The organism is Armatimonadota bacterium, assembly GCA_037138755.1.
Classification (GTDB): domain Bacteria; phylum Armatimonadota; class Fimbriimonadia; order Fimbriimonadales; family Fimbriimonadaceae; genus Fimbriimonas.
Genome location: JBAXHT010000001.1, coordinates 1409751 through 1432850, shown reverse-complemented (window position 1 = coordinate 1432850; position 23100 = coordinate 1409751). Strand labels below are relative to the sequence as shown.

The following is a 23100-nucleotide window of genomic DNA, read 5'->3' as shown; positions in this document are numbered from 1 at the left end:
CTTACATAGATTCATCATTCGATTGCGGGGTTACCCGGATGCTAAACTTTTCAATGTGTCTAGATGCGTAATCGGCGTTGATCTCGGGGGAACGAATGTTCGGGCGGGAGCCTTTTACGAGGATGGCTCGCCGGCTGGCAAGCAGTTCGAGAATCCTTCTCACGCTCAGAAAGGTACCGAGGCGATTTTTGACGCCTTAGCCGGAACGATTCGGCAGGCAATGGGAGCGGCTGAGTCCAAACCAGAAGCAGTCGGCCTGGCTATACCAGGACACATTGATAACGCGGCGGGAATCGTTCGATGGGCTCCAAACTTTGGGCAGGACGTTGACGGAATTTTTGAGAGCTGGTTCGATGTTCCGGTTCGGGCACCCTTGTCGAAGCACATTGATATTCCGATTTTCATGGACAACGACGCCAACATGGCGGCGTTGGGCGAGTATCGGTACGGCTGTGGTCGTGGAACGGCTAAGTCGTTTGTAATGGTGACGATGGGTACGGGGATCGGCGGCGGGGTCATTCTCTCTCCAGATGCCCTTTTGGGCGACGCGCGCGGGCCCTTAGTTTTAGTTGGCGGCAATAAAGGCGGAGCTGAGCTTGGGCACGTCATTGTGAACATGGACGGCTTGGACTGTAGCGCAGGAACTTACGGGACGGTTGAGGCCTATTGCCAGCGAGATGCAATTGTGCGGCGGGCGCAGTACAAGATCATTCGGGGTCGCGCCTCGGCTCTGACCGAACTCTCGGAGGGCAATCCCTCCTCGATCACTCCTCGCATGATTTTTGAGGCATGCGAAGCTGGAGACGAGGTCGCGATTGAGACCTTTCGCGAAGTCGGCACCGTTCTGGGTGTCGGGGTCGCGAATTACATCAACATCTTTGCTCCGGACATTGTGGCGATTGGAGGGCAGGTTTCTAAGGCGGGTAAGTGGTTGCTCAACCCTATCTTTGAGGCTGCTCGTTCGAATGCAATCACATCATTGTTCCGAGATTGCGAGCTTCGGCTTGCGGAGCAGGTTGAGGATGCAGGAATGCTAGGAGGGGCGGCTCTAGCATTCGAAGCACTGAAGTGGGCTAAATAGCTGGGCAGATTGACCCCCTGGTAACCGATCGGGTGGATAGAGCCGTATCCGATTCATGAGTCAGTTCTTGGCACTTGGCGCAACTCTTCTACTCGCTCGAGAAAATCCGTCAGTGCAGACCCCCAACCACAAAGTAGTTGGCACGAGTGTGATTTCGGAGGACCTACCTCGCGCAAAGGTGACTTTGCCGAAGTCGTTCAAGTATGTAGGCGCAGACCGGTGGAACTTGTTTGATGTCGCCGACTGCGAGATTCAAGTGTTTGTTGAGGCGGACAATCAGAAGCGGGTGAAGAGCTATTGCTGGGTGCAGTTTGAGGCTTACTTGCCCTCGAAGCCGACCTACTCTTACGAGTACAAGAACGGGACGGACATTAAGATCGCTGGATTGGACTTCAACATGCGGCCCCGGTTCGGGCCGATGGAGACAACCTTCAAACCCGGATCCGAAATCGAGCGAGTTGTTCGCCTGATCTCGGCGGCAGGGTACACGATGCCGAAGGAGATCATCAATGTTCGACTTGTTCACCTGCCGGAGCCGACAAAGCGGCGCGAACTGATGATTCTGTACGCCGAAGACATGGCTCCGACCGGAGTCACGTTTGCGGAGTTGATCGTTGACAACAAGCTATCGCCCAAATGGGCTCCCGTAGAGGCGGCTTTGGTAAAGCGAGTTTTGCAGCGAGTGAAGATTCAAAAGCTATAAAGCTCGAATCGATCTCAGGTGCTAACATAACTGGATGTACACCCTTCTCTGTGCAGTTCTTTTGCATCAAGCCGACGCTCCGAAAGTCGCTAAGAAACCCGTGGCCGTGATAACCACCACGCTTGGTGTAATCGAGCTAGAGTTCTTCCCCAATAAGGCTCCGAAGCACGTCGCGAACTTCATCGCTTTGGCGAAAAAAGGGTTCTACGACAAGACCGCGTTTCACCGTGTCATCCCGGGGTTTATGATTCAGGGAGGATGTCCAAACACAAAGCCGGGCGCAACTGGTTATCCGGGGACCGGTGGACCAGGATACCAAGTTAAAGCCGAATTCAATGATACGAAGCACGTCCGAGGAATCCTCAGCATGGCTCGCTCGCAAGACCCAGATTCTGCAGGTTCGCAGTTCTTTATCATGGTTGCGACTTCACCTCACCTTGACGGCCAGTATTCCGCGTTCGGAAAAGTGACCAAGGGGATGGACGTCGTGGACAAGATCGTCGCCTCAGAACGAGATGAGCGAGATAACCCGGTGAAACGAGTCGAGATGACAGTGAAGATCGAAGAACGATAAGGCTGATGAGAAGTCGCGCGGCTATCGTTTTCGCGTTGCTTTTGGGAGTGATCAGCCACTCGCTTGCGGGCGAAGCTCTGACAGCTAAAAATGCTCTGAATTTGATGTCGCCGGGAATTAACTTGGGCAATACGCTCGAGGCGATTCCGAAGGCGACTTCCTGGGGGAATCCGGAGCCGAATGAGGCGGTGTTCAAGGCGATGAGATCGGCAGGGTTCCGAAGCATTCGAATTCCGGCGGCTTGGTCGCAGTATTCGGATACGAATCACACCGTTTCGGCATCGTGGATGAATCACGTTGAGAAGGTTGTTAAGATGGCCCGAATGGCTGACCTGATCGTGATGCTCAATGTTCACTGGGATGGCGGCTGGTTGGAGCCGACCTTTAAGGACCGCGATGCGGCCGGGCGGCGGTTGGCAGCGTTTTGGAAGCAGATCGGCACCCGCTTCAAGAGCTTCGATGATCATCTGATCTTTGCCGGAAGCAATGAGGTGCATGTAAAGGACAACTACGGGGATCCAACGGCGGAGAACGCGGAGGTTCAGAACGGATACAACCAGTTGTTCGTTGATACGGTTCGAAAGACGGGTGGCATGAACTCTAAACGATTCTTGGTGGTTCAGAGCTACAACACGAATATTGGTCATGCGGTGAAGTTCAATGCGACGCTTCCTAAGGACTCGGTCAAGGAGAAGTTGATGATGGAAGTTCATTACTACGATCCTTACAATTTCACGTTGAATGAGAAGAGTTCGGTTTGGCAGTGGGGAGCGGGGGCGACTGATCCCAAGGTGACCGAAACATGGGCGAACGAGGCCTTTGTGGATCGGCAGTTTGGGTTGATGAAGACTTGGTTTGTCGATAAGGGAGTTCCGGTCTTGTTAGGCGAGTATGCGGCGATGTCGAAAAAGCAGTTTCCGGGGTACGAGAAGTTTCAGCGGGCATGGGTTGGATACGTGACGAGGTCGGCGTATCGACACGGGGTGGTTCCGATGCTATGGGATATCGGGATTGATTCAGGACTGTTCAATCGGAAGACCGGGGCTCCGCAGTTTCCGGGGTTGATTGACGTAGTTGTTGCGGCTTGCAAATAAGCTTCCTGATTCAACCTCCACTACAATAGAATCACCACGAGTCGTCCGGAAGAGCACTGTCATGATCTTTAGCATCCTTATCTCACAACTTCCCACTCTGAGCACACTCTCTCCATCACGTCAGACTGGACCACAGATGACGGAGATGGCGGGGTATTTGATTGTCCCTCACGAGCGAGTTGATCCGAAGTTTAACGGGGGGTTCTCGATGTACGTGGCGACTTGGCCGTTGCAGAAGACTTATCCGGGATCGGATTTTCAGAGTGGTTTGTTTGGCACTTGGATGTTTCCGCAGTTTGAGGGGAAGGGGCCGAAGGATCACTACACCGATATCGAGGGCGGGCTTGGATGGTGGCGGGATACTCGGTTTGCGACGGAGACGCCGAAGTTCATCATGGGCGGCGTTGCGCTCAACTTCAGCGAGTGGGCGAATGGACCGGGCGCGGGCAAGGGACGGGATTGGAAGAATCCGACTGGGCTTTACGCGGTTGCTCAGCTGAGCCCGTGGGTGCTTTGGCCACCGGACGGACTGAATCTTAAGCAAGGGACGAAGGGTGAGTTGTTTGGTTATGGGTACTTGCCCTTGCCGTTGACCGAGCCTAAGGCTACGACAGCAGGCAAGGCGGTTCCGACGGGAAACAATGCTTGGACGTTGGTCCTGAACTCGGCAAATTTTAAGGGGCCGGTGGCGTTTTTCACTCCTCACTTCTGGTCAAAAGCTTCGGCTAAGGACGAGAAGTTGGCGGGACTCTTTCTGGATTCTAGGCCAAGCGACCCTAACCGGGCGGTGCAGATGGAGACTCAACATGTTCCGGCGATGGTGGCTAAGGACAGCGCTGGGACGATGTTTGCTCGAATTGCGCCGACTCATTTTCCCGGCGAGATTGGGAAGGATTCTCGGCTGATTCATCGGAGCACGGCTTATGCGAAAGGCGCGCTTTGGGATGATGTGAGTCGGTGGTTCGGCGGTGGTCAGGTGGCTTCGGGCAAGATCAACGAGGCAGCGTCGAGCGTTCACACGTTCAAGACTGGAGGGTATGCGACGTGGAAGATTCACCTTCCGGGGGTTGAGCATTCGAAGTCGGCGGACGTTGATTGGGCTTCGTATGCTTCGCCGATTGCGCTCGATCCTCAGACTTACGGCTACCGATGGAAGCGGGAGCTGATGGGAGACCAGGGCGCGGACGGTTCGTTGGTGACCTTGCCCGAGTTTTACCGGCTGACGAAGAAGCCAAATGGCAAAGAGGTTTGGGCGGTGGTTCGTCGGGATGAGGTTCCCGAGGAGACGGGGTTGCAGGATGCGAAGTTTCCGCCGGCCAAACGGCCGACGGAGCCTTACGTGACTCCCTCGGAAGCTCAGACACCTTGGAAGTCGCCGGGACCGAAGGCGGGGCCGTTCGTTCGCAAGCTTGGAGATGGCAGCGAAGTGACTTACTACTGGTATCGGTTTGCGGATCAGCCCGCGATGCTGAATGCGGATTTGAGCCCTTCGGAGCGTGAGGCGATTCAGAAACGGGTGGAGAAGATTCACCGCAATTGGAAGCAGGATCGGAGCTACTTGCCAGAGCCCTCCGTGGGTAAGTTGGCGAGCGTTGATCCGGCACTTCTGGTGAAACCGCCGAAGGGAATGGAGGTCGGGTACGTTCCGATCGTGACCCGGCAGGGTTGGAGCGGGAAGCGATAGGAGAGAACTGCGACACATTTGGGTGGGTAGTCAGGTTCGAGAATGTGCGGATTTGGTGAGAAAGCTGGGTAGGGTTGGGTAGGCGCTTTGAGGCTTGAGTGGGAAAGAACTGCGACGCGTTTTGGTGGGGACATTGGGTTCAAATGGGTGCTCTTTTTTCGATTTTGGTGGGGACAAGTGGGGACAAGGATTTGAGTGGGGGTGGGAGCCTTGCTCAGACTTAGGCGCAGGCAAGCGAGGCGCTCCGGATATCTCCGGACGGTCCATCGCGACTTCATCGGGACGTTCCTCGCTCGCGTGTAGAAAGTTTTTGATCATCACTTACTAGGCGACAAAAGGTGGGGTTTGTCAACCATGTTTGATGCATGTTTGCTGACAGTTCAATGAGCGGTCCGAGACTTTGAGCTAGTCATCAGTTGGAAGTGCTCGGTGAGATCGAATGGCTGTTCACGCTTAAGCTAGGCGCATGTCAGCCAAGCACTCGGCAACTGTCGCTTAAACGTGCCAGCCCATGCCCTTCCGCTTGCCCCACCCACGCAAGTGGCTTGTCGTCTGGCGACGTCTAGGAACTGTCAGGGTTTCGGCGTATTGCGACGATTGACGAGCCAGATTTTGCGCCAGAGGTAAATCGCCCCCAGGAAGCAAAGCAAAGCGTCTACATAGGGCATCCACCTTAGATCTTCAGCGGGCAAGTTCGAGCGCGTAACCATCTCGACAAAACGAAACACACCAGGCAAAACAATTGCATTTCTTCCCGTCTTTGTGATGTTCCTAAACTCATCTTCAACTCTGAACACAGCAGGATTTTTCGCCATATACCAAAAGTTGCACGCCGCAAGCCCTAGCAGTAAACAATTCAGAATCGTGTCAGCCTGGCCTGGAACGATCATCGTCCCAAAAAAGAGATGCAACGGGAAGCCTACGACGACAATCCATATTGTCACCTTGTAGGACATCTTTCGACCTTCGGTTTCGAGCATCATTTCGAATGATCTTGCTTACCCCACCCATGAAAGTGGCTGGCCGAGGAGCTTGTCGTAGAGTCGTCCTCGAGCCGGAGTACTTCGATCTCTCCTCGACGATTGATTACTACAGCTTCTTTAGCTTCTGCGATTGTTCTGACTAGGTGCCGGTCTTTACGGAGAGCTTCTATTGAGATTCTCTCTGCGGGAAGCCCCCCTACACTACTCAGTTTCATCCAAAGCGGTTCAAGACTCTGGTCCAAGTTTTTCGATGTTATGCCCTCTGCGAGATACCATCCCGCACCATCTCGTTTAACCCAATACCTTTGCCTCAACAATGCAGCTAACACTAAGCTGTCCTCGGAGAACTTGGAATTCGTTATCTCCACTTCCCGTTTTGCCATATTGAATGCTAACTTATCGCCCGGAACCAACCCAAGGCCAAAGGTATTGGCGTTTCCATATAAAAAGAACTTAGGATATTCGGGTTCAGTGAACAACATTTGAAGCACGTCCGTCTTTGGCGACGAGCTTTGCAGGATGCCGAAGTTGTGCAGTCTCATCAGATTGAAGGTGTCTTTGCCAATCCGCACTGTTTGCGACTTCCCAGCGATAACGAGCTTTAGCGTTTTCGTTCTCTCTTGTGGCCATTCTGGATTGTTGAAGGTGATCGTTCGATTGATCCGATCAATCCAGATTGCTTGTTCATCGAGTACGTCTCGTCCTAGGTAGACGTCACAGTCGTCCTCGGTCAGGGAGACTTTTCTTAGTTGGTTTCCCGGTGCCTTGTTTACGGAAACAGCTCCAAGCAAGAACTCTTTACGGCAATACGATGTTTCCGATGAGAAGTCGATGCCTACACTCAGCGCCCCATGACTGAAAGTTGTTTCTCCAAACGAGGAGTCTAGAACGTAGGAACCGGAGAGGTTTATCTGCTGCTGGGCGAGACAGCACAGTAGGAATGTGGAAATCATTGCACACCGTTTAGGGAGCGATTGCTCGATTGGGGCGCACTGTTGAGCGAACAATCTCTCTCCGTTCCTCCCAAAGTATCAAACGGACTGGTGACCATCGATACTCCATCGTAGCAGAACAAAGTCCTGTTCGGGCAGGGATTGAGTGAAGGCAGTGAATAGCACGCTCTTCCTGGATTTGTAGTCATACACGGGTTCAATTTGGATCGCTTGCAAGGAAATTCTGAGCCTCTTCACAGCTCATGGAGACGGGCTTACCAGCATCGGTCAATCCAGCTACCTCCGCTCATGCTGCCCCATGGTAGATCGCCAGGTAGTCTGGGAATTGAAGATGGCCAGTTTTGGGGAGATTCGGGGGGTGATACGGCGTCGGCTTCTCATTAATTTTCGGATTGATGCAGCAGTTGCGTCCAAGATGCTTCCCGAGCGGTTTTCGCCGAAAACGCACGACGGATTTGCGATCGGAGGGATCTGCTTGATTCGGCTTGAGCAGGTTCGTCCTTCGGGTTTACCGAAAGTTCTAGGGTTCTCGAGCGAGAACGCGGCGCACCGGTTTGCTGTGACGTGGACGGATGCTGACGGAGGGCAATGCGAAGGGGTTTATATCCCTCGTCGGGATAGTAATTTCTGGTTGTCGCAGTTGGCGGGGGGACGGCTTTTTCCGGGCGAACAGTACCCAGCGGACTTTGAGGTGACCGATGATGGCGAGATGGTAACCCTTTCGGCTCGGAGCAAGGATGGGGCGATGAACCTGGGAGTGCAGGGCCGGGTTGCTGATGCTCTGCCGACGGGTTCTCGTTTCGAGTCGTTGGCCGCCTCTTCGGCGTTCTTCGAAGCGGGCAGCATTGGGTATTCGGCTACTTCTCGTTGTGATCGGTTTGACGGAATTCAGCTTGTGACTCAGCAATGGGAAGTTCGCCCGTTTGAGGTGCTTCAGTTTCACTCTTCGTTCTTTGAAGACGAGGCGGTTTTCCCTGCGGGAAGCGTTGAGTTTGACCACGCTTTAGTCATGCGAGATTTGGATCATGCTTGGGTCAGCAAGCCGGTTTTAGATGCGGGCCGAGCTTAGGCCATTGCTCGTCGGGTCGGTTGAGGTCACGGTTCGCGATCGATTAGCCACTGCTTGACGGCGCTCGCACTTTGGTCTGGCGGGAAGACGGGGTAGAAGATGTGGTGGATTTTTCCGTTTAGGATGATGAAGGTGCAGCGCTTGAGGAGGGTCATTCCGCCGGCTTCGAACGTGGGGAGATTGAGGGCTTGGGTGAGGATGAGTTGCTCGTCGGAGAGGATGGGGAAAGGCAGGTGGAGGCGCTCGGCGGCTTCGCGTTGGTAGTCGGCAGTTTGGGTCGAGAGTCCGAAGAGATGGTCGACGCCCAGGGCTTTTAGTTCGGCGAAATGGTCTCGGAAGGAGCAGGATTGGGGGGTGCAGCCTCGGGCGCCGGGGATGAGGTCCCAACCGTCGGGATTCTCGATTCCGGGCTGACCGGTTCGCGGGTAGGCGTAGACGACGGTTAGACCCTTGAGGGTGGAGAGATCGTGCAGTTGTCCGTCGGTTCCTTCGAGACTTACGGGTGGCCAGTTCAGTCCGGGGAGGTGGGATGTGGCGCCGTCGTCAGTGGGCGCGGGGATGGTTGACCAGTCGGGAGCGGCTCCCCAGTCGAGGGGTGAAGGATTTTCCACGGGTTTGGGAAGTTTTACCAGAGGCGGCGTCGATCTCGTGCGCGCATAATAGAAGCCAATGGCGCCGATCATTTTTGACGTGAGTGGACGTCCTAGCCCTTGGGCTAATGAACCTCATGAAAGCGCCTGGCGGCAAGCGATCGCCACACGTGCACGAGAGGTCGTCTCTGAACCATACGGCGCCACCGTTCGTCCTTCGCGAGTTGTTGTCGAATTTCGACTGACACCACGAAGAAGGGGAGATCTGGACAATCTTGCGAAGCCAGTTCTGGACACACTGTTTAGACAGTCTCGAAACTCAAAGCACCCAGTGGCCTGCGTGTTTACCTGCGATGACTTCCACTTGAGTGAACTGATACTGAGGAGATTCGAAGTCTCAGGGTTAGAGCAAGAAGGTGCAACAATCACCATCGAGTTCTGAGCGAAATAGCCGCGTTCGCCCGGAAAATCTTGGTGGACCAGACGGGACTTGAACCCGCATGGCTTGGCCGATGACTCTTCGGAAAACTCGCTTCCCTACAGGATTTCACTGACCGGAACTTCCCCGCCCTCGGCCCATACGGTGCCTTTCGGTGCTTCTGAAACCGGTCATCCGCCTTCCGTTTCGGGGAACGCCGCAACGCGGCCACGGACCCTACTCCTCCAGCCCCAAGCTCTTTCGAACGCGCACCAAAGTTTTGCGTCGCCTGTCCGTTTCGGCCACTGGCCCACTTAGGCATAGTAGGACGAGCCGGGCGGGAGATTGTTCGGTGGGAATCTCAAGACTTGGGATATGCGACCCGGACCGCCTTGGTCCGCTCGATCAAGACGAGGATTTCTTTGCCGTGTTGGGTGAGGGCGCTGGCTTGGTTGAAGCCTTCGCCGAGGACCTTGGCAATGGCTTTGTCGCCGTCGATTGTGATCTCGGTAAGCCGGCCCGAGCCCTCGATTTGGAGCATCGTCTTGGCTCCTGATGTGCGGAGGCCGTCGGGGCGGGTGAACTTGACTGACGTCTCAAGATCGACGATTGGTCCGGCGGTTCCGTCGCGCTGCACTCGGACTCGGGAGAACTTTCCGTTGAAGTAGTTGTTGAAATACAGGGCTCCGTCGGCGAGGAATGTGAGTCCGTCGATGCCGCGAAGTTGAGGGTCGCTGACCCATACATCCAGCGCGGTTGCCTTTGGCTTGAGGCGAAGGATTCGCGAATCACTCATATCGCTGACATAGACGGTTCCGTCCTTTGCGACGGCGATATCGTTGAATAAGCCGCCTCCGGGGGTTGGGTAGGTTCCTTTCGTGGCTCCGGATTTGAGATCGAAGGATCGGAGGGCGGTCTGTCCGCCCGCGGCCGCGTTTCTGCCGGACGACACGTTGGAGCAGACCCAGAGGGTCTTTGACTTCTCGTCGGCGAGGACGCCGAGGACGTTTGTGAGTCCCACTTCGGTCGCCTTGATCCACGGCTCGGCTTGGGCCTGCTTGGGCAAGGCGCGGTAGATCGTACCCTTGGCGGTGCTGCCGAAATAGACGGTCCCGTCCTTGGTGGAGGTAATGCTTTCTGGCGAGGCACCGGGCTCGCTGATTCCTACTTCGGCCAGAGGCTGAGCTTGTGTTTGGGTCGCGAAGTTCGGAACGGGGGATGAGAAGACGAGGGAAACTATTGTAAGGGCGATCATGTTGGTGACTCGGTTTAGGTGTGCAGTTGTGGAAGAGTGATCCCTTCTGGAAAAGGGAAATCTGGGCACTAAAAACAAGGCGGCGCTAGCATTTGCTAGTGGATTTTAGTCGATTTTTTGGGCGAGCCGATTAGTCTCTGAATTCGTAGCCTGAGCCGACTATTGCAAGCTAACCCAGGGGGTCTCAGGCCGTGGACTCCCCTGAACTTGTCGATTTTCGACGTTCCAAGTCGAGCTTAAACTTCGTCGCAGCTTCGCCTTTGGGATGACAATGTCCATGAACAAGCGCGCCGTTTTCGAGGCTTGTTTTCCCACCTTCAAAGTGGGGTGTAACATGATGAATCTCCATTTCGTCCCACTTCACTTCCGCAGCACAAACTTGGCACTTCTTCCCCTCTCGGTAGTAGATGATCTCTCTTTCAATTGCACCGAAGAGTCTGTTTTCATCCTTTGCCTTTAGGTTAGGCATCCGCTTACGCATCTCCTGGACGAAAAACTCGTGTCTCCTCATTATCGTATCTCCACGATCAGCATTAGTACGCGTGCCTTGACCGTATATCACCCAATATGGACCGGCGTTACTCGAATAGCGATCGCTCTTTGCACTGATGTACGAAGCCATGAATCCATCAAAAGCAGCTGCGAAGTCAGCTTCCCAACCACGGGTGTACTCATCGAGCAACGAGTCTACTATGAGTATCAAGTGCATAGCCTCGCTGCTCTTCAAAGCTCTTCGCTTACCGTCTCCGAGGAGATCCGCTAGCTTCGATAAAATTGACTCGAATCGCTTTGCATCCACACTTTGGAGATCAAAGTCGATGTTTTGGTAGTAAAAGTTATCGAGACCTTCGGCATTCGTATCGATCGCGCCTAAAGGCGTGCCACTTCGTCGGCTGAAGTAGAGCAACGCCCACTGCGCACAAAATTGCCTAAACTTCGAGCGGTTCGCTCCTTGTTTTACTCCCATGCACCTGTGGAAGAAGTCATGGCCTGGATACTTAGGCACTTCTGGCTTTCCAGCTATTTTCAGAATGAACTCGTTAAAGTTTCCTGGCCAAGCGTCCCTCTTGTCCTGATTACTCAAGGGTGTACCTGCTTGCAACCGTATGAACAAGTCTCGCGGCTCGTGGTCCCCGTCCGAAGTTATTGTGACAACCGGTAGCTGCTGATCTTTAAACTGGTTCTGGAGATCCTCTGAAAGTTCGTGGAAGTACTTGCCCGCCCAAGGGCAAGGTTCATTTTTTATGAAGTAGGGAAATCGAGCTTGACGTTCATCTCCGATTGGGTCATATAGGTTGAATGCTCCCTCGGAGTATTCGTGGATCGCGTTTATTCGTTGTTGACCATCGATCACGTATAGCATTGTGTTGGAGATTCCGCCAACTTCCTTTTTGACTACATGCAAGTAAATCAGCGGGATAGGGTATCCGCGCAGAATCGAATCGATTAACTTTCGCTTCTGATCTTTGCTCCACACTAACCCTCTCTGATACTCGGGGTTAGCTTTCAGAAGGTCGTTTGCCTTGAGCTCTAAAAGATCTTTGACGTGTTTCAGTTCAGATTTATTCTTCATCTAACATCTTGTGAGTTCTTCATATAGCTCCACAGCGTTTATTGCCGAAGATACCAGGAAAAACGAACACAAGCGGATCGTACCCTCAGGTAGTAGAATTTCTCACTAACGGAGTTCAGCTTATTCAAGACAAGTCTCGGATCATCGTCATTCCACGTTTGCTACTTTGCTATCTGGCCTTCCAACCGCGAATCAGCTCACGAACGTACTTGCCTGAGTCTGTCAGTTGGGATGCTGGCCAGTTACCTGTGGGGCTCGCCCCAGGCTTCAGGACGGCGGCGCCTTCGACTTTGTCGGCGACGGACCAGTTGCACATCGTTAGGGAGTTCTTTTTGGCGAAGGCGAGCCACTCCTTTGTCGAGGCGTCGTCCACAGCTCCGTCGCCGTCGTAGTTGACAGTTCCCCATTCGGTGATTACGAGCGGGATCCCGGCGTTGAGCGCCTTTTGGGCTTTGTCACGGAGGTACTGCTTGTGGCCCCGTGCATAGAAGTGGAGGGTGTAGGCGACGTTTCGGTCTTTGATTGGGTTCGGTATCACGTCCTCGACGTCCTGGGACCAGTTTGGAGTTCCGACGACGATAAGGTTATCGGGGTCGTTTTTCCGGATGGCGGCGATGACGGTTTCGGCGTAGGGCTTGATCGTGTCTTTCCAACTGACCTTGAGCGGCTCGTTGTAGATCTCGTAGATCACGTTCATGTGCTTGCCGTACTTCTTGGAGATTTTGCTGAAGAACTCGACGGACTGGGCGGTATGGGCTTCGGCCTTGTGGTCGTGCCAATCGACAATGACGTAGATGCCTTCTTTGACGGCGGCATCGATAACCGCTTCGGCTTTGGCGAGTTCGACTTGGGGTTGCTTGAGGTATCCACCTTGGTCGGCGGCGATGGCGGCGCGGACGATGCTGCACTTCCAGTCATCTTTGAGCCACTTGACGGTGCCAGCGGTGTAGTATTTGCCGATCCATTGACTCCAGAAAAGGCTCATGCCTTGGAGGGCGACCGGCTTGCCGTCTTTGGCGACGATCCGGTTTCCTTTGGCTTGGAGGAGACCGTAGGTATCGACGGGTCGTGCGTCTTTTAACATCATTGTTGCGATCAGGGCAGTGAGCATGGCGTTACCGTTAAATCATATCCCCTAATCCCGCATCTACAGCGGGATAGAGATAACTCCGCAGCCAAGGCGTGGAATGGTTGTGCCTTTTAGCTGAATGATGTCAACTTTGCGGGCTCGACCAGGGGCGTTTTTGTCGGTCTCGGCTTCGCCGGTTACGACGTACGCCTTGGCTTGGTCTAGCTTGGCACCTGGATAGTTGATGTCCAGAGTGACTGCTTTGCTCGTCGGATTGACGACGCCTACGGTGAGGGTCTTTTTGTCCGCCGAGAGGGCAGCTTCGATGTCGAGTTCGGCAAAGTTGCCTTTGATTTGAACCGGAATGGAACCATAGTGTTGGCGATAGACCTGGAGGACAAGACCCGTGCTCTCCATTTCAGCAGCCGTTCGGTTCGTTTTAATTGCTCCGATCACGTTTACGGTTTGAGCGTAAGTTGCGATGTGGATGATGTCGGTCTGTCGGAAGAACTCATGGAGCCCGGCGGCGATCCCGAGGGCGTCCGCGAGGTCGTATTCACAGCCAAGTTCGCCGTACGTGTAGTCGCGGTGCCAGTAGTTCCATTCGTCCATTGCGATGGGAATGGTTTTGCCGTTGAGCTGCTTCATGCCCTTCTGCATCTTGCGATGCCCATCAGCCTTTTTGCGAATGTTGTTCGCCATCTGTCTGACGGCTTCGTTAATCGGGAATCGCTGATTCTTGTTCCAGGGAAGGCGGCCGTCGTAGAAGTGCTCGGAGATGAGGTCCATGTGCTCGGAGCATTTTTCGAGCATGCCTTTGGACCAGCTTCGGTTGGCAACTTTGCCGTCGAGGCCGGTGACTTCGGGGTCCCCAAGGTCGCCACTACCGATGAGGGTGAGCGAGGGGTCGGCTTTGAGCATTGCCTCGGACACCCAATTGTGCTTGCGAGTGTAGTGGTCCAGCTTCATGTATCCAAGTTGGAAGTCACCCCACATTTCGTTGCCAACGCACCAGATTTTGATATCGTATGGTTTGCGGTAGCCGTTCTTGACTCGCCATGATCCACCGATTGTTTTGGCGGAGCCGTTGCAGTACTCGACCCATTGGGCAGCGGTGTAGGCGTCGCCAAAACCGGTATTGACGGCGATGAGCGGGTCGGTGCCGATCTCTTTACAGAAGTCGATGAACTCGTCGGTTCCGAAGTCGTTATGCTCGACCCCTCCCCACGCGGGGTTGCCCCGGGGTGGACGGCGATCACGGTCGCCGATTCCGTCGCGCCAGTCGTAGCCACTGACGAAGTTTCCGCCTGGCCAGCGGTAGATGGTTCCGCCGAGTTTTTTGAGTTGCACCAGGGTCTCGCGACGCATGCCGCGAACGTTATCCGCAGGCATGAGCGAGAGAGTTCCGAGGGCGACGGACCCGCCTTGAACTGCGACAGAGAGGGTCATCTCGTCGCTTGTTTTGTCGGCTTTGAACTTGTAGGGGAACCTTGTGTAGTCACCGGGTTTCGGGCTCAATACTGCCGTTTCGGCGCCGAACGAGACGGAAACTTTGGGGGTTCCAGCGAGGGGCTTAAGCCAGATATAGCCAACATATTCTTTTCCAGCGAGGGTGCCGAGGCGGTGCTGGCTGATCTGGGTTCCGTCGGCAAGGACGGGAGTGTGACGACCGACAAAGACGTCCTGCTTAGACATTTCGACTTTACCGCTATTAATTTCCCAAGGCGATGCGCCAATTCCGGGGAAGTCGGTGTCTTTCATAGACACATACGGAGCATAGATGGTTTTGATTGGGTGGAAGAACTTTCGATCTTCGAGCATCTCGGCCCAGATTCCGCCATAGATGCAGCGACCTAGGTGCTCGATAAACTGACCATAGATGTAGGGGTTGATCGCATCGCGGGTCTTTGTGGTGTCAATCGCAACGCTGATGGAAGTGGCATCTTGCATGGCAAGTGATAAATATGCCACGGCGGCTATAACCATGCGTGCATTTTACACACCGATTTAGCGAGGAATCAAAAAAATAAATGGTGGTGAGTGATGGATTCGAACCAACGTAAGCTCTCGCTGACAGATTTACAGTCTGTTCCCATTGTCCACTCGGGCAACTCACCACACGGACAAGAGAAGATTATACCATAGCTCTGCGCGTACACTATCGGCTATGTCTTGCCAGCGCGTGCTGATCGATTACGACCCATTTCCCATAGATCGAAAGCCTGCGCCATGGGATCGGGGACAGTTGGATGCCTCGTTTGTAGCATTGCCAGGGCATCACGTCGAGCCGTTTTTTGTTTCTTACCGTTTGGATATTTCTCTGAAGGAGGCGGTCTCAACTAAGATTCACGTTACGGCGGATGAGCGGTACCAGTTGTTTGTGGATGGCGAATTGGTGGGTCGTGGGTCGGAGCGAGGCGATCCCGATCATTGGTTCTATGAGTCGTATCAGCTTGACTTGGCGACGGGCGAGCATAGAATTGAGGCGTTTGTTTGGTCACTCGGAAACAATCATGCGCCGTTCGCTCAATTCATGTTTCGGCATGGTTTTCTGTTGATCGCCGAGGACAAGGCCTTGGCACCGTTGCTGACGACGGGCAAGGCTCCCTGGATAGCGCGGGAGGTTCGAGGAATTGAGATGATTCCTCGCACGGCGACGTTTGCGACGGGAGACCGGTTCCGATTTATCGGCAGTGATGCGGAACTATCGTGGGTTGCGGCGGTGAAGTCTGAAAAACCGACGATTGAAGGCGCAGGAGATACGTTTCCGGTCCGACTTCTGCGCCCATCGATGCTGCCAAACCCTTGGCGACGGGACTGGAAGCACTTTGTCGTGAGGCATATCGACGCTCCGGCAGATACTAAGACGAACGAACTGAGGGTCAAAAACAGTTCCGATTTGGCCCCCGAGCATGACGACTGGGCTTCCCTGCTGAATGGCTATTCCATCACGATTCCTGCCAACACTCGTCGCCGAGTGATTGTGGATTGCGAGACGTACTTGTGTTCGTACTGGTCGCTTGCGACCTCGGGCGGAAAAGGTTCGACTGTTCGTCTCACTTGGGCGGAATCGCTCTATCACGAGCTGACCTCAAACGAGAAGGGGAATCGGAACGAGATCGAGAACAAGCTGTTTGGCATGGTCTGGTCGAAAGCGCTGGGGCAAGGGGATGAGGTTCGTCCGGCAGGCCAAGACGAAGAGTATCGAGCGCTGTGGTGGCTGGCGGGAAGGTATTTGGAGATCTTTGTTGAGACGGGGGATGAGCCGCTAGTATTGCGAAACTTGAGATTCGAGGAGACAAGGTATCCGTTGGAACCTTCGACGCACCCGTTCCGATGCTCCGATCCTCAGCTGGATCGCATTGCCGACATCTGCCTGCGCACTCTGCAAATGGACTGCCACGATACGTTCTGCGATTCGCCGTACTATGAGCAGTTGCAGTATGTGGGGGACACCCGAATCGAGGCCCTGATGACTTCGTTGCTTGGTGATGATGACCGGGCACATCGGAAGGCGATACTTATGTTCGATGCATCCCGTTCTCGGCGCGGAATTACCCAGAGCCGATATCCTTGTCGGAACCGGCAGTACATCCCGCCATTCTCGCTTTGGTGGATTCTTATGGTCGCGGATCACCACGAATGGCGGGGAAATCGGGAGTTGGTACGGGCGCATTTGCCGGGGATTCGGGCGGTTCTGAACTCGTATCAAATGTTAATCGACCCTGAGACGAATCTCCCTAAAGCCCAGGAAGATTGGAACTTCCTCGACTGGGTTCCGGCGTGGGACGCCGGAATTCCGCCGGGTGGAAACGAGAAGATCAATCTCGGGTTCGCGTTGCAGTTGTTACTTGCTCTCGAAGCCACAAGTGAGTTGGAGAGTTTGTACGGATACGCCCAGAGTCAGCGGCCGATTTTGATGTGGATCCAGGAGTTACGGAAGGCAATCAAGGCGCAGGTCTCAACGGACGGGCTGATTCCCGACGAGCCGGGTGGTGCCTCGTTCTGCGAGCACACACACGCGATAGCGATCCTCTCGAATGATCAGGAGCTACAGCGAATCGGTGCTCGCTGGTACGACTCGAAGCCCAAGGGGCCAGAGGCGACGTTTTACTTCCAGCACTACCGGTTCGAAGCGTTGGCGAAACTCGGTCGGCATCAACAGATGTTAGATTCGATTAGGAAGGAATGGGGAGCCATGGTTGACAACGGGTTGGTCTGCACAATGGAGCAGTTAGAGCCCTCCCGATCAGATTGCCACGCCTGGGCGGCGCATCCACTCTTGCACTTCCAGACGAAAATTCTCGGCTTCCATCCTCTTGAACCAGGGCGAATCGAATTCCGACCGCACCTTTGCGACTTGGAGTGGGCCGAGGGGTACATCGCTACAGGCAAAGGCCTTCTACACGCGCATGTGCGGCTCAAAGGCTCATCCTGGGAGGCGACGCTGGTCGTTCCGGAAGGAATCACCGTGTCGATTCCGGATGTGAAAGGCATGATCGCGGGTCCACGCACTGTGACGATCGATCCTTCGGCGTAGCCGTCTCGGTGCGGAGACATCACGCACGAGGTTCAGTACCGATTCTATCGGGAGGACCGTGCGAGACGGGAGTCTACAGCGGTGGATTCGCGAGCGGCTTTCTCACTACATGATCTGGAAACTGGTCAAGACGCGCCTTGCCCCAGCGAAGATTCTTGGCATGGGTGTCAGCGTAGATGTAATTTGCGCCTTGGTTATGCCGGTTTTGGAGGAGCCAGCCCTCGTTGGGTCGGCTTCCGCTGCCCCACTGGACCATCGCACCCTCGCCGGACCACGTGTCGTAATCGTCCTGGGATGTGTAATGGAAATCGCTTTCTGGATCGGCGAAACCGGCGGAGTTACGCTCGCTGAACATGATGATGTTCGGATTTTCTAGGCTGGCGAGAAGAGATTCGGATGCGAAGTCGCCCAGCGAGCCATCCATCGCGTAGGTGCAGGATTTGTGGGTGAATATGGAGTTGAGCAGATAGCTCCACATGGTCAGGTGACCTTGTTCTGCGCGGCACTGTTCACCGGTTGGGGCGACGGCGCACTCGGTTCCAATCTCCTCGATTCCACCGTTGTATTCCTCGATTGTTTGGGAGAGGGTCGTCGACTTTGGCGTCGAATCGGTTGGACAGAAGAGGATCTGCCGGTTCTTGAGATAAGGCTGGAAGAAGACAGCCCACGGCTTTTCGGCTTGGCTGTTCCCGTATCCGCCGCCTTCACAGCCGGTGATGTCGGCGGGGAGATCGTCTCTCAGCGAGCCGTCGTCCAGGACCCATTGCTCGTGGTGGTGGTAGAGTGCTCCGTCGTTGTCGGTCATGTAGAGTTGGGCGCCGATTCCGAGCTGCTTCTGGTTGCTGAGGCAGGCGGATTTCTTTGCAGCGGCTTTGGCTTGGGCGAAGACTGGGAAGAGGATCGCGGCGAGGATCGCGATGATTGCGATGACTACGAGGAGCTCGATGAGAGTAAAGGCTCGCTTGGACATACGTTTATGGTGCCAAGCCAATATTTGAATTTGATGAAGGAAAGCTGAATAGATGCTGAATTCGTTGGATACGATCCAGTTTTGAAGTTGGCCTGTAAGCCGGATTCTGTATTTGTGTGACGATTTATCTACGCGGCCAACCCGGAGGGTCGTCGGGCCGAGTCAGCCCCTCCCTATTTGGCCTTGCTTCTGGTGGGGTTTGCCCTCTTTGACTATTGCTAACCAAAGACGTGAGCTCTTACCTCACAATTTCACCCTTACCCCGGCGAGCCGAGGCGGTTTGTTTCTGTTGCACTTTCCGTCGGGTCGCCCCGCCCCCCGTTGCCGAGGGCACCATGCCCTATGAAGTCCGGACTTTCCTCCCCGATCAAATCGGGGCCGTCACCCGGCCAACTTCGGGTTACAGGGTACCTCCAGTAGCCCTGATTCGACTGAGTTCACGACTGGGTCATCATCACCTAGCAGCATTCGTGCCGAGCTTCAGTGCCTCAATCCGTTAAGTAACGAGTACCCGAGCCAGATCTCAACAGCACTCACCAGAATAAAGGCCGCCGTCCACTTAACCGCCAAGGCATACATCTCCCTGAACTTTCTCAGTTCGGAATACACCAACAGGCAGAGCAAAAGGAGACAAGCAAAGGTAAGCGGCAAAAAGGAACCAGGATAGAAGACCCAAAGTGGCATTGAGTCATTCTTGATCACCACTAAACTAGCGAGTGCAATGAGAAGATTGCCAACAAGGGCCGACTTACCAGCTAGTCCAACGATCCTTTTGCCAGTAACCTCGGTCACTCCAAAAATTTACCTAGTTAGCGAACTGCCAGGCGATGCGTTGCATTTCTTTGACGGCGGCAGGGTCCGGTCTTTGGTGGATCGGACCGTTGCCGTAGAGTTGCTTGCCCCAGTATTCGCTGCCCCAGCGACCTTTGAGGTCAACGGTGAGGCCCTCGGGAGAGCGGCCGAAGATGACGGCGTATTGGAGGCAGGCGATGAAGTACATTCCGGCGGGCTTGAGGTGGATGTCGTCGCCGAAGAGGTCTTGGGCTTTGGTGAATCCGGGGAGGCGGCCGGCTTCGGCGGCATCGACTAGCGCGCCGAGCGCTTGGGCTTCTCGGATCAGAGTGATTTTGCGACCGGTGGCCTTTTCGGCGGCGGACTTGATTCTTAGCCACATCGGGGCGTCGGCGTCGACGCGTTTGCGCCACGGGAGGTTGCGGGTTGGGCTGTGGGTGTCCCATTCGGCTTTGCCGGTTCCGCTTTTGAGGCTGTGCCAGGGTTCAACGTAGTAGATGCTGGCATTCGGGTTCGTGCGACCGATGTAGTCGGCGAACTTAGTGAGGAATTCGATGGAGTTTTTTTCCTGCCAGTCACCGCCGCGAGGGACGGAGTCGACGAGGACGACGGCGTTGTAGCCGCCTTTGCCAAGACTCTTTGGATAGCTGATTCGGAATCTGCCGTCATCCCATTTGTCGGCGGGTTTGACTGCTTCATTCCACTGGAGGTCCAGCGGCGCTCCGAGTCGGAATTGCTCTTGGAATTCGAACTTGAGACCCGGAGTGTTCTTGGCTAGCGAGGCGACCATATCGGGAATTTCGCTGCTGAGCGAGTGACCGATTGAGTAGAGCTTGATGTTTGTCGGCTTCGGGGTTTGAGGAGCCGAATTGCAGCCGACGATAGCAAGGCCAAGGAGAAGCCGAATCATTTTTGGGGTTTACCACCGTAGGCGATTTCGCAGGGAGTCGATAGGGTGAAAGGCTTACCGCCGATGTTGTAACGAGCCTCGAGGAAGACGGCACTCCACTTTCCGGGCTTGAGTTCGGTTTTGAGGATGTCAGTTTTGGCCTTTTTCTCTTCGACGAAGCGTCGCTCGCGGAAGTCTTTGGTGTCACTTTCGGCTTTCCAGATCGAGACGGCTTCCATTTGGCCTTCGCTCGGGTCGAGGTTGAAGGAGACTTCCTCTTCGGTGACCGTTGTTTTGCTTTGCAGTCTCGGAAACTTGAAGGCTCCGTTGAGGGACCTCGCGAAAGCGCCGATGGAGTTCGTGAGGCGGATTCGGTCGCTGAGTCCGTGGCCATTGTTGGGGACTTGGAGGACGTTCTTGGGTTGCTTGAGGTCGTTCCAATAGAGCTTGGTGGCGTCGGTGGCCCAGTATTGGTCGTTTGAGCCATTGACGATCAGGGTTGGGACCTTGATCTTGTCGCGGTATGAGTACGGATCGACCATTTCGAGGAGTTTTTTGCCCTCGTTGGTCTCGAGTTTGGCTTGGAGCCCACGGCGGGTGTAGTCCTGGATTTGCTCGCTGTAGTCGCCCCACATTTCGAGTTGGTGTTTGAGTTGTGGGCCGATGTTGAGGTTGTCGTAGACCATGGGCGCGATTCCGACAACCCGTTTGTCGCCGCTGGCAGCCGTGAGCCAGGTAGTCCAGCCGCGCTTGCTTGCTCCAGTGACGACAAATTTCTTGATGTTCATCCCGTTTTGTTTGGTGAACCTCTGGATAACGTCCATAGACGAGACCGCGGCTTTGGTCATGGGGAACAGGAGCGGCCAAGTGGTGTCGCCGGTTTCGAGATACTTTGTAAAGGTGTGAGCGATGAGATCATCTTCACGCATCTCCCAGATTGGCTGATTGGGGATGTTGAAGAGCATCATGATCGGCATTCCGGTGGCGTTGGATAGGAGGTTGATATCTACCATGTCGCCCTTGAAGGGACCATCGCCGGTGATGTAGAGAATCGCTGTCTCCGTCTTCTCAGCACCCTTCGGAACCTTCATGAGAATGCGGTGCGACCAGAGCTGTTTCTGCCACATCTGGCTGCAGAATTCGATCTCGTCGATGCCGTTGTTGCGGGTCAGTTTTGCAGAAGGGAGGCCCCTTTGTGGCAAGGCTAGATAGTCCAGAAGGGGACGTTGATCGAGGGTTGACATCACAACCGTTGCCACTAGCGCAGAGAGCATCTCTTTATTGACGCACAACCTGTCACAGAAAATTGTGAAGAACGCAAAAAGATCGTTGACATTCTGGGCCAGAAGTGCGACAATAAGCCACCTGTATTGCTATCCGGGGGGATAGTGCTTGGTGATAACATGGTGAATAGGTTCACGAAGATTAAGAGAACGATGGCTTTGGCGGGCGCTGCTGCCCTCTCCGCTGGTTCGTTCGCGTTTGCATTTGATGCCGAGATTCTGATTCAGCGAGCTCTCAACAGCCCGACTCTGACCGTAAAGTACGATGGCGCTAATGCTTCGTTGGTTGAACTCCGCATCAACGGCGAGTCGTTCGCTACCCGCGCGGTTGCGTCGAAGGAAACCAAGGGAACCGTTGAGTTCACCGTTACCGTCACCGACCTCAAGGACGGAGACAACGAAGTTGAGATTCGGCTGTACGACAAGACCGGAAAAGTTCTTTCCAGTCAGAAGCAAAACATCTCGACCGACCAAGGCAACAAGGGCCCTGTTTACATCACTGGTCCAAAACAAGGCGAGACCGTTAAGGGTCCTGTCGAAATCAAGATCGGTTTCGGCAAGGAACTGAAGAACGCGTTCGTTTCGTTCTTCATCGACGGCGACCACAAAGACATTAAGAACACCCCCCCTTACAACTATGTCTGGGATACCCAGAAAGAATCCAATGGATGGCACACCGTCGAAGCTTGGGTGGTCGATGAACTAACCAACACCTACAAGTCGAAGCAGGTCCGCGTGTTTGTCAACAACCCAGGCGGTCGAACTAATCGTGTGGGGCTCGGCGGCGGAGAGGCCGTTGTGTCGAAGGGCACTTCCGTTCCGACGATTGAGGACACCAGCGTAAAGGTTAAGGGTTCAGAGTTAGCTGTCGCAGCGGCAACTGCTCCAGTTGGAGTTGCGACTCCAAAGGTCACGACCCCAAAGGTCTCCGAGCCAAAGACGGTTCCCGTAGTCAAAACCACCGTAACGGCAACCACTCCGGCGAAAACGCCACCGAAGCTCCAGCCAACGAGCACAAAGGTCGCCCCCAAGATTGATGACAAAGTAGCAACCCTTAAGTCGCCAGTCGTGGATGGCGGAATTCCAATGGGCAACCTGAACATGGTCCCGACTGGAACCCGAGTTGCTCGACCTTACGGCTTGCCGAACTTCGCCGCTGAAGCAGCGAGCAAGGTTCTTTCGATTGATAAAGGCTTCCGAATGGAGGGTGTCAACACCTTCGCCGTTCTTTATAACGGACGATTCGTCGAGTTCGATGTTCAGCCTCGAGTTGACGAAGGGATCCCGATGACCCCGTTCCGACACCTGATCAAAAAGGCCGGCGGAATGGTCGAATGGCTCAAGTCGGCCAAGGAAGTTAACGCTTCCGCGGACGGAACGAAGATCTGGTTCAAAGTTGGCGATGCAAACGCAAAGGTCAACGACCAGTCGTTCAAGCTAGAAATGGCGCCTTACATCGATCGAGGACGAACCATCGTTCCTTTGACGTTCATGCGAGACGCTCTTAAAGTCAACATCGATTTTGACCCTTCAACTGGTCACGTGCTGATCACCAAGAAAGAGTCCAAGTAAGGCTCCTT

The 23100-nt window shown here is 54.6% G+C and carries 19 protein-coding genes, 1 tRNA gene and 1 other RNA gene; 8 read left to right on the top strand and 13 right to left on the bottom strand.

Translation table 11 applies throughout. The features are described 5' to 3' along the window. Window positions 1–55: 55 nt before the first annotated feature. The 5 genes from WCK51_06760 (at window position 56) to WCK51_06740 (ending at window position 5136) form a co-directional block, all read left to right on the top strand. Window positions 56–1081, top strand: coding sequence for an ROK family protein (locus WCK51_06760; protein MEI7576574.1), 1026 nt, complete (start codon window positions 56–58; stop codon window positions 1079–1081). A gap of 112 nt (window positions 1082–1193) precedes the next feature. Further along, window positions 1194–1784, top strand: a complete 591-nt coding sequence (locus WCK51_06755) for a hypothetical protein (protein MEI7576573.1) — start codon at window positions 1194–1196, stop codon at window positions 1782–1784. A 34-nt stretch (window positions 1785–1818) separates the two neighbouring features. Continuing rightward, complete coding sequence (locus WCK51_06750) at window positions 1819–2358, top strand: peptidylprolyl isomerase (protein ID MEI7576572.1); 540 nt, start codon at window positions 1819–1821, stop codon at window positions 2356–2358. A gap of 5 nt (window positions 2359–2363) precedes the next feature. Beyond that, window positions 2364–3452, top strand: coding sequence for a glycoside hydrolase family 5 protein (locus tag WCK51_06745; protein ID MEI7576571.1), 1089 nt, complete (start codon window positions 2364–2366; stop codon window positions 3450–3452). 61 nt (window positions 3453–3513) lie between these two features. Beyond that, window positions 3514–5136 carry a hypothetical protein gene (locus WCK51_06740; protein MEI7576570.1) on the top strand — a complete coding sequence of 541 codons (1623 nt, stop codon included), beginning with the start codon at window positions 3514–3516 and terminating at the stop codon, window positions 5134–5136. 572 nt (window positions 5137–5708) lie between these two features. On the opposite strand, the gene WCK51_06735 is transcribed toward WCK51_06740, so the two are convergent. Further along, window positions 5709–6119: a hypothetical protein gene (locus tag WCK51_06735; GenBank protein ID MEI7576569.1), complete on the bottom strand. Its 411-nt coding sequence runs from the start codon at window positions 6117–6119 to the stop codon at window positions 5709–5711. Then, on the bottom strand, window positions 6116–7072 hold the full coding sequence (locus WCK51_06730) for a hypothetical protein (GenBank protein MEI7576568.1): 957 nt from the start codon (window positions 7070–7072) through the stop codon (window positions 6116–6118). Before WCK51_06730 ends, WCK51_06735 begins: the two co-directional genes overlap by 4 nt. A gap of 331 nt (window positions 7073–7403) precedes the next feature. On the opposite strand from WCK51_06730, the gene WCK51_06725 reads away from it, so the two are divergent. Further along, window positions 7404–8141 (top strand): DUF2071 domain-containing protein, encoded by a 738-nt coding sequence (locus WCK51_06725; GenBank protein MEI7576567.1) that lies wholly within the window; start codon window positions 7404–7406, stop codon window positions 8139–8141. 26 nt (window positions 8142–8167) lie between these two features. On the opposite strand, the gene WCK51_06720 is transcribed toward WCK51_06725, so the two are convergent. The 6 genes from WCK51_06720 to WCK51_06695 form a co-directional block, all read right to left on the bottom strand. After that, window positions 8168–8752 carry a peroxiredoxin gene (locus tag WCK51_06720; GenBank protein ID MEI7576566.1) on the bottom strand — a complete coding sequence of 195 codons (585 nt, stop codon included), beginning with the start codon at window positions 8750–8752 and terminating at the stop codon, window positions 8168–8170. A gap of 758 nt (window positions 8753–9510) precedes the next feature. Next, window positions 9511–10404, bottom strand: a complete 894-nt coding sequence (locus tag WCK51_06715; protein MEI7576565.1) for a hypothetical protein — start codon at window positions 10402–10404, stop codon at window positions 9511–9513. A gap of 184 nt (window positions 10405–10588) precedes the next feature. Next, a complete protein-coding gene (locus WCK51_06710) occupies window positions 10589–11977 on the bottom strand; it encodes a DUF262 domain-containing protein (GenBank protein ID MEI7576564.1) in 1389 nt (462 codons plus the stop codon). A 169-nt stretch (window positions 11978–12146) separates the two neighbouring features. Further along, entirely contained in the window at window positions 12147–13088 is a 942-nt protein-coding gene (locus WCK51_06705) for a glycoside hydrolase family 5 protein (protein ID MEI7576563.1), read from the bottom strand. A gap of 36 nt (window positions 13089–13124) precedes the next feature. Next, window positions 13125–15032 (bottom strand): alpha-L-arabinofuranosidase C-terminal domain-containing protein, encoded by a 1908-nt coding sequence (locus tag WCK51_06700; GenBank protein ID MEI7576562.1) that lies wholly within the window; start codon window positions 15030–15032, stop codon window positions 13125–13127. Window positions 15033–15077: 45 nt separating this feature from the next. After that, window positions 15078–15163: transfer RNA gene (locus WCK51_06695), tRNA-Tyr, on the bottom strand. A gap of 50 nt (window positions 15164–15213) precedes the next feature. On the opposite strand from WCK51_06695, the gene WCK51_06690 reads away from it, so the two are divergent. After that, on the top strand, window positions 15214–17586 hold the full coding sequence (locus WCK51_06690; GenBank protein MEI7576561.1) for an alpha-L-rhamnosidase: 2373 nt from the start codon (window positions 15214–15216) through the stop codon (window positions 17584–17586). Between the two features lie 73 nt (window positions 17587–17659). Here the strand turns inward: WCK51_06690 and WCK51_06685 are convergent, their stop codons facing one another. The 5 genes from WCK51_06685 to WCK51_06665 all read right to left on the bottom strand — a co-directional run bounded on the left by WCK51_06685 (window position 17660) and on the right by WCK51_06665 (window position 21511). Then, entirely contained in the window at window positions 17660–18556 is an 897-nt protein-coding gene (locus WCK51_06685) for a prepilin-type N-terminal cleavage/methylation domain-containing protein (GenBank protein MEI7576560.1), read from the bottom strand. Between the two features lie 79 nt (window positions 18557–18635). Continuing rightward, an RNA gene (rnpB, locus tag WCK51_06680) (RNase P RNA component class A) lies at window positions 18636–18953 on the bottom strand. An 83-nt stretch (window positions 18954–19036) separates the two neighbouring features. Further along, window positions 19037–19348 (bottom strand): hypothetical protein, encoded by a 312-nt coding sequence (locus tag WCK51_06675; GenBank protein MEI7576559.1) that lies wholly within the window; start codon window positions 19346–19348, stop codon window positions 19037–19039. A gap of 13 nt (window positions 19349–19361) precedes the next feature. Further along, window positions 19362–20258, bottom strand: a complete 897-nt coding sequence (locus tag WCK51_06670) for a hypothetical protein (GenBank protein MEI7576558.1) — start codon at window positions 20256–20258, stop codon at window positions 19362–19364. Further along, window positions 20255–21511, bottom strand: a complete 1257-nt coding sequence (locus WCK51_06665; protein ID MEI7576557.1) for a PhoPQ-activated protein PqaA family protein — start codon at window positions 21509–21511, stop codon at window positions 20255–20257. Before WCK51_06665 ends, WCK51_06670 begins: the two co-directional genes overlap by 4 nt. Before the next feature lie 129 nt (window positions 21512–21640). Between WCK51_06665 and WCK51_06660 the strand changes: the two genes are divergently transcribed. Beyond that, the gene (locus tag WCK51_06660; protein MEI7576556.1) at window positions 21641–23092 is read left to right on the top strand and encodes a stalk domain-containing protein; all 1452 of its coding nucleotides are present in this window, start codon (window positions 21641–21643) and stop codon (window positions 23090–23092) included. The last annotated feature ends 8 nt before the right edge of the window (window positions 23093–23100 follow it).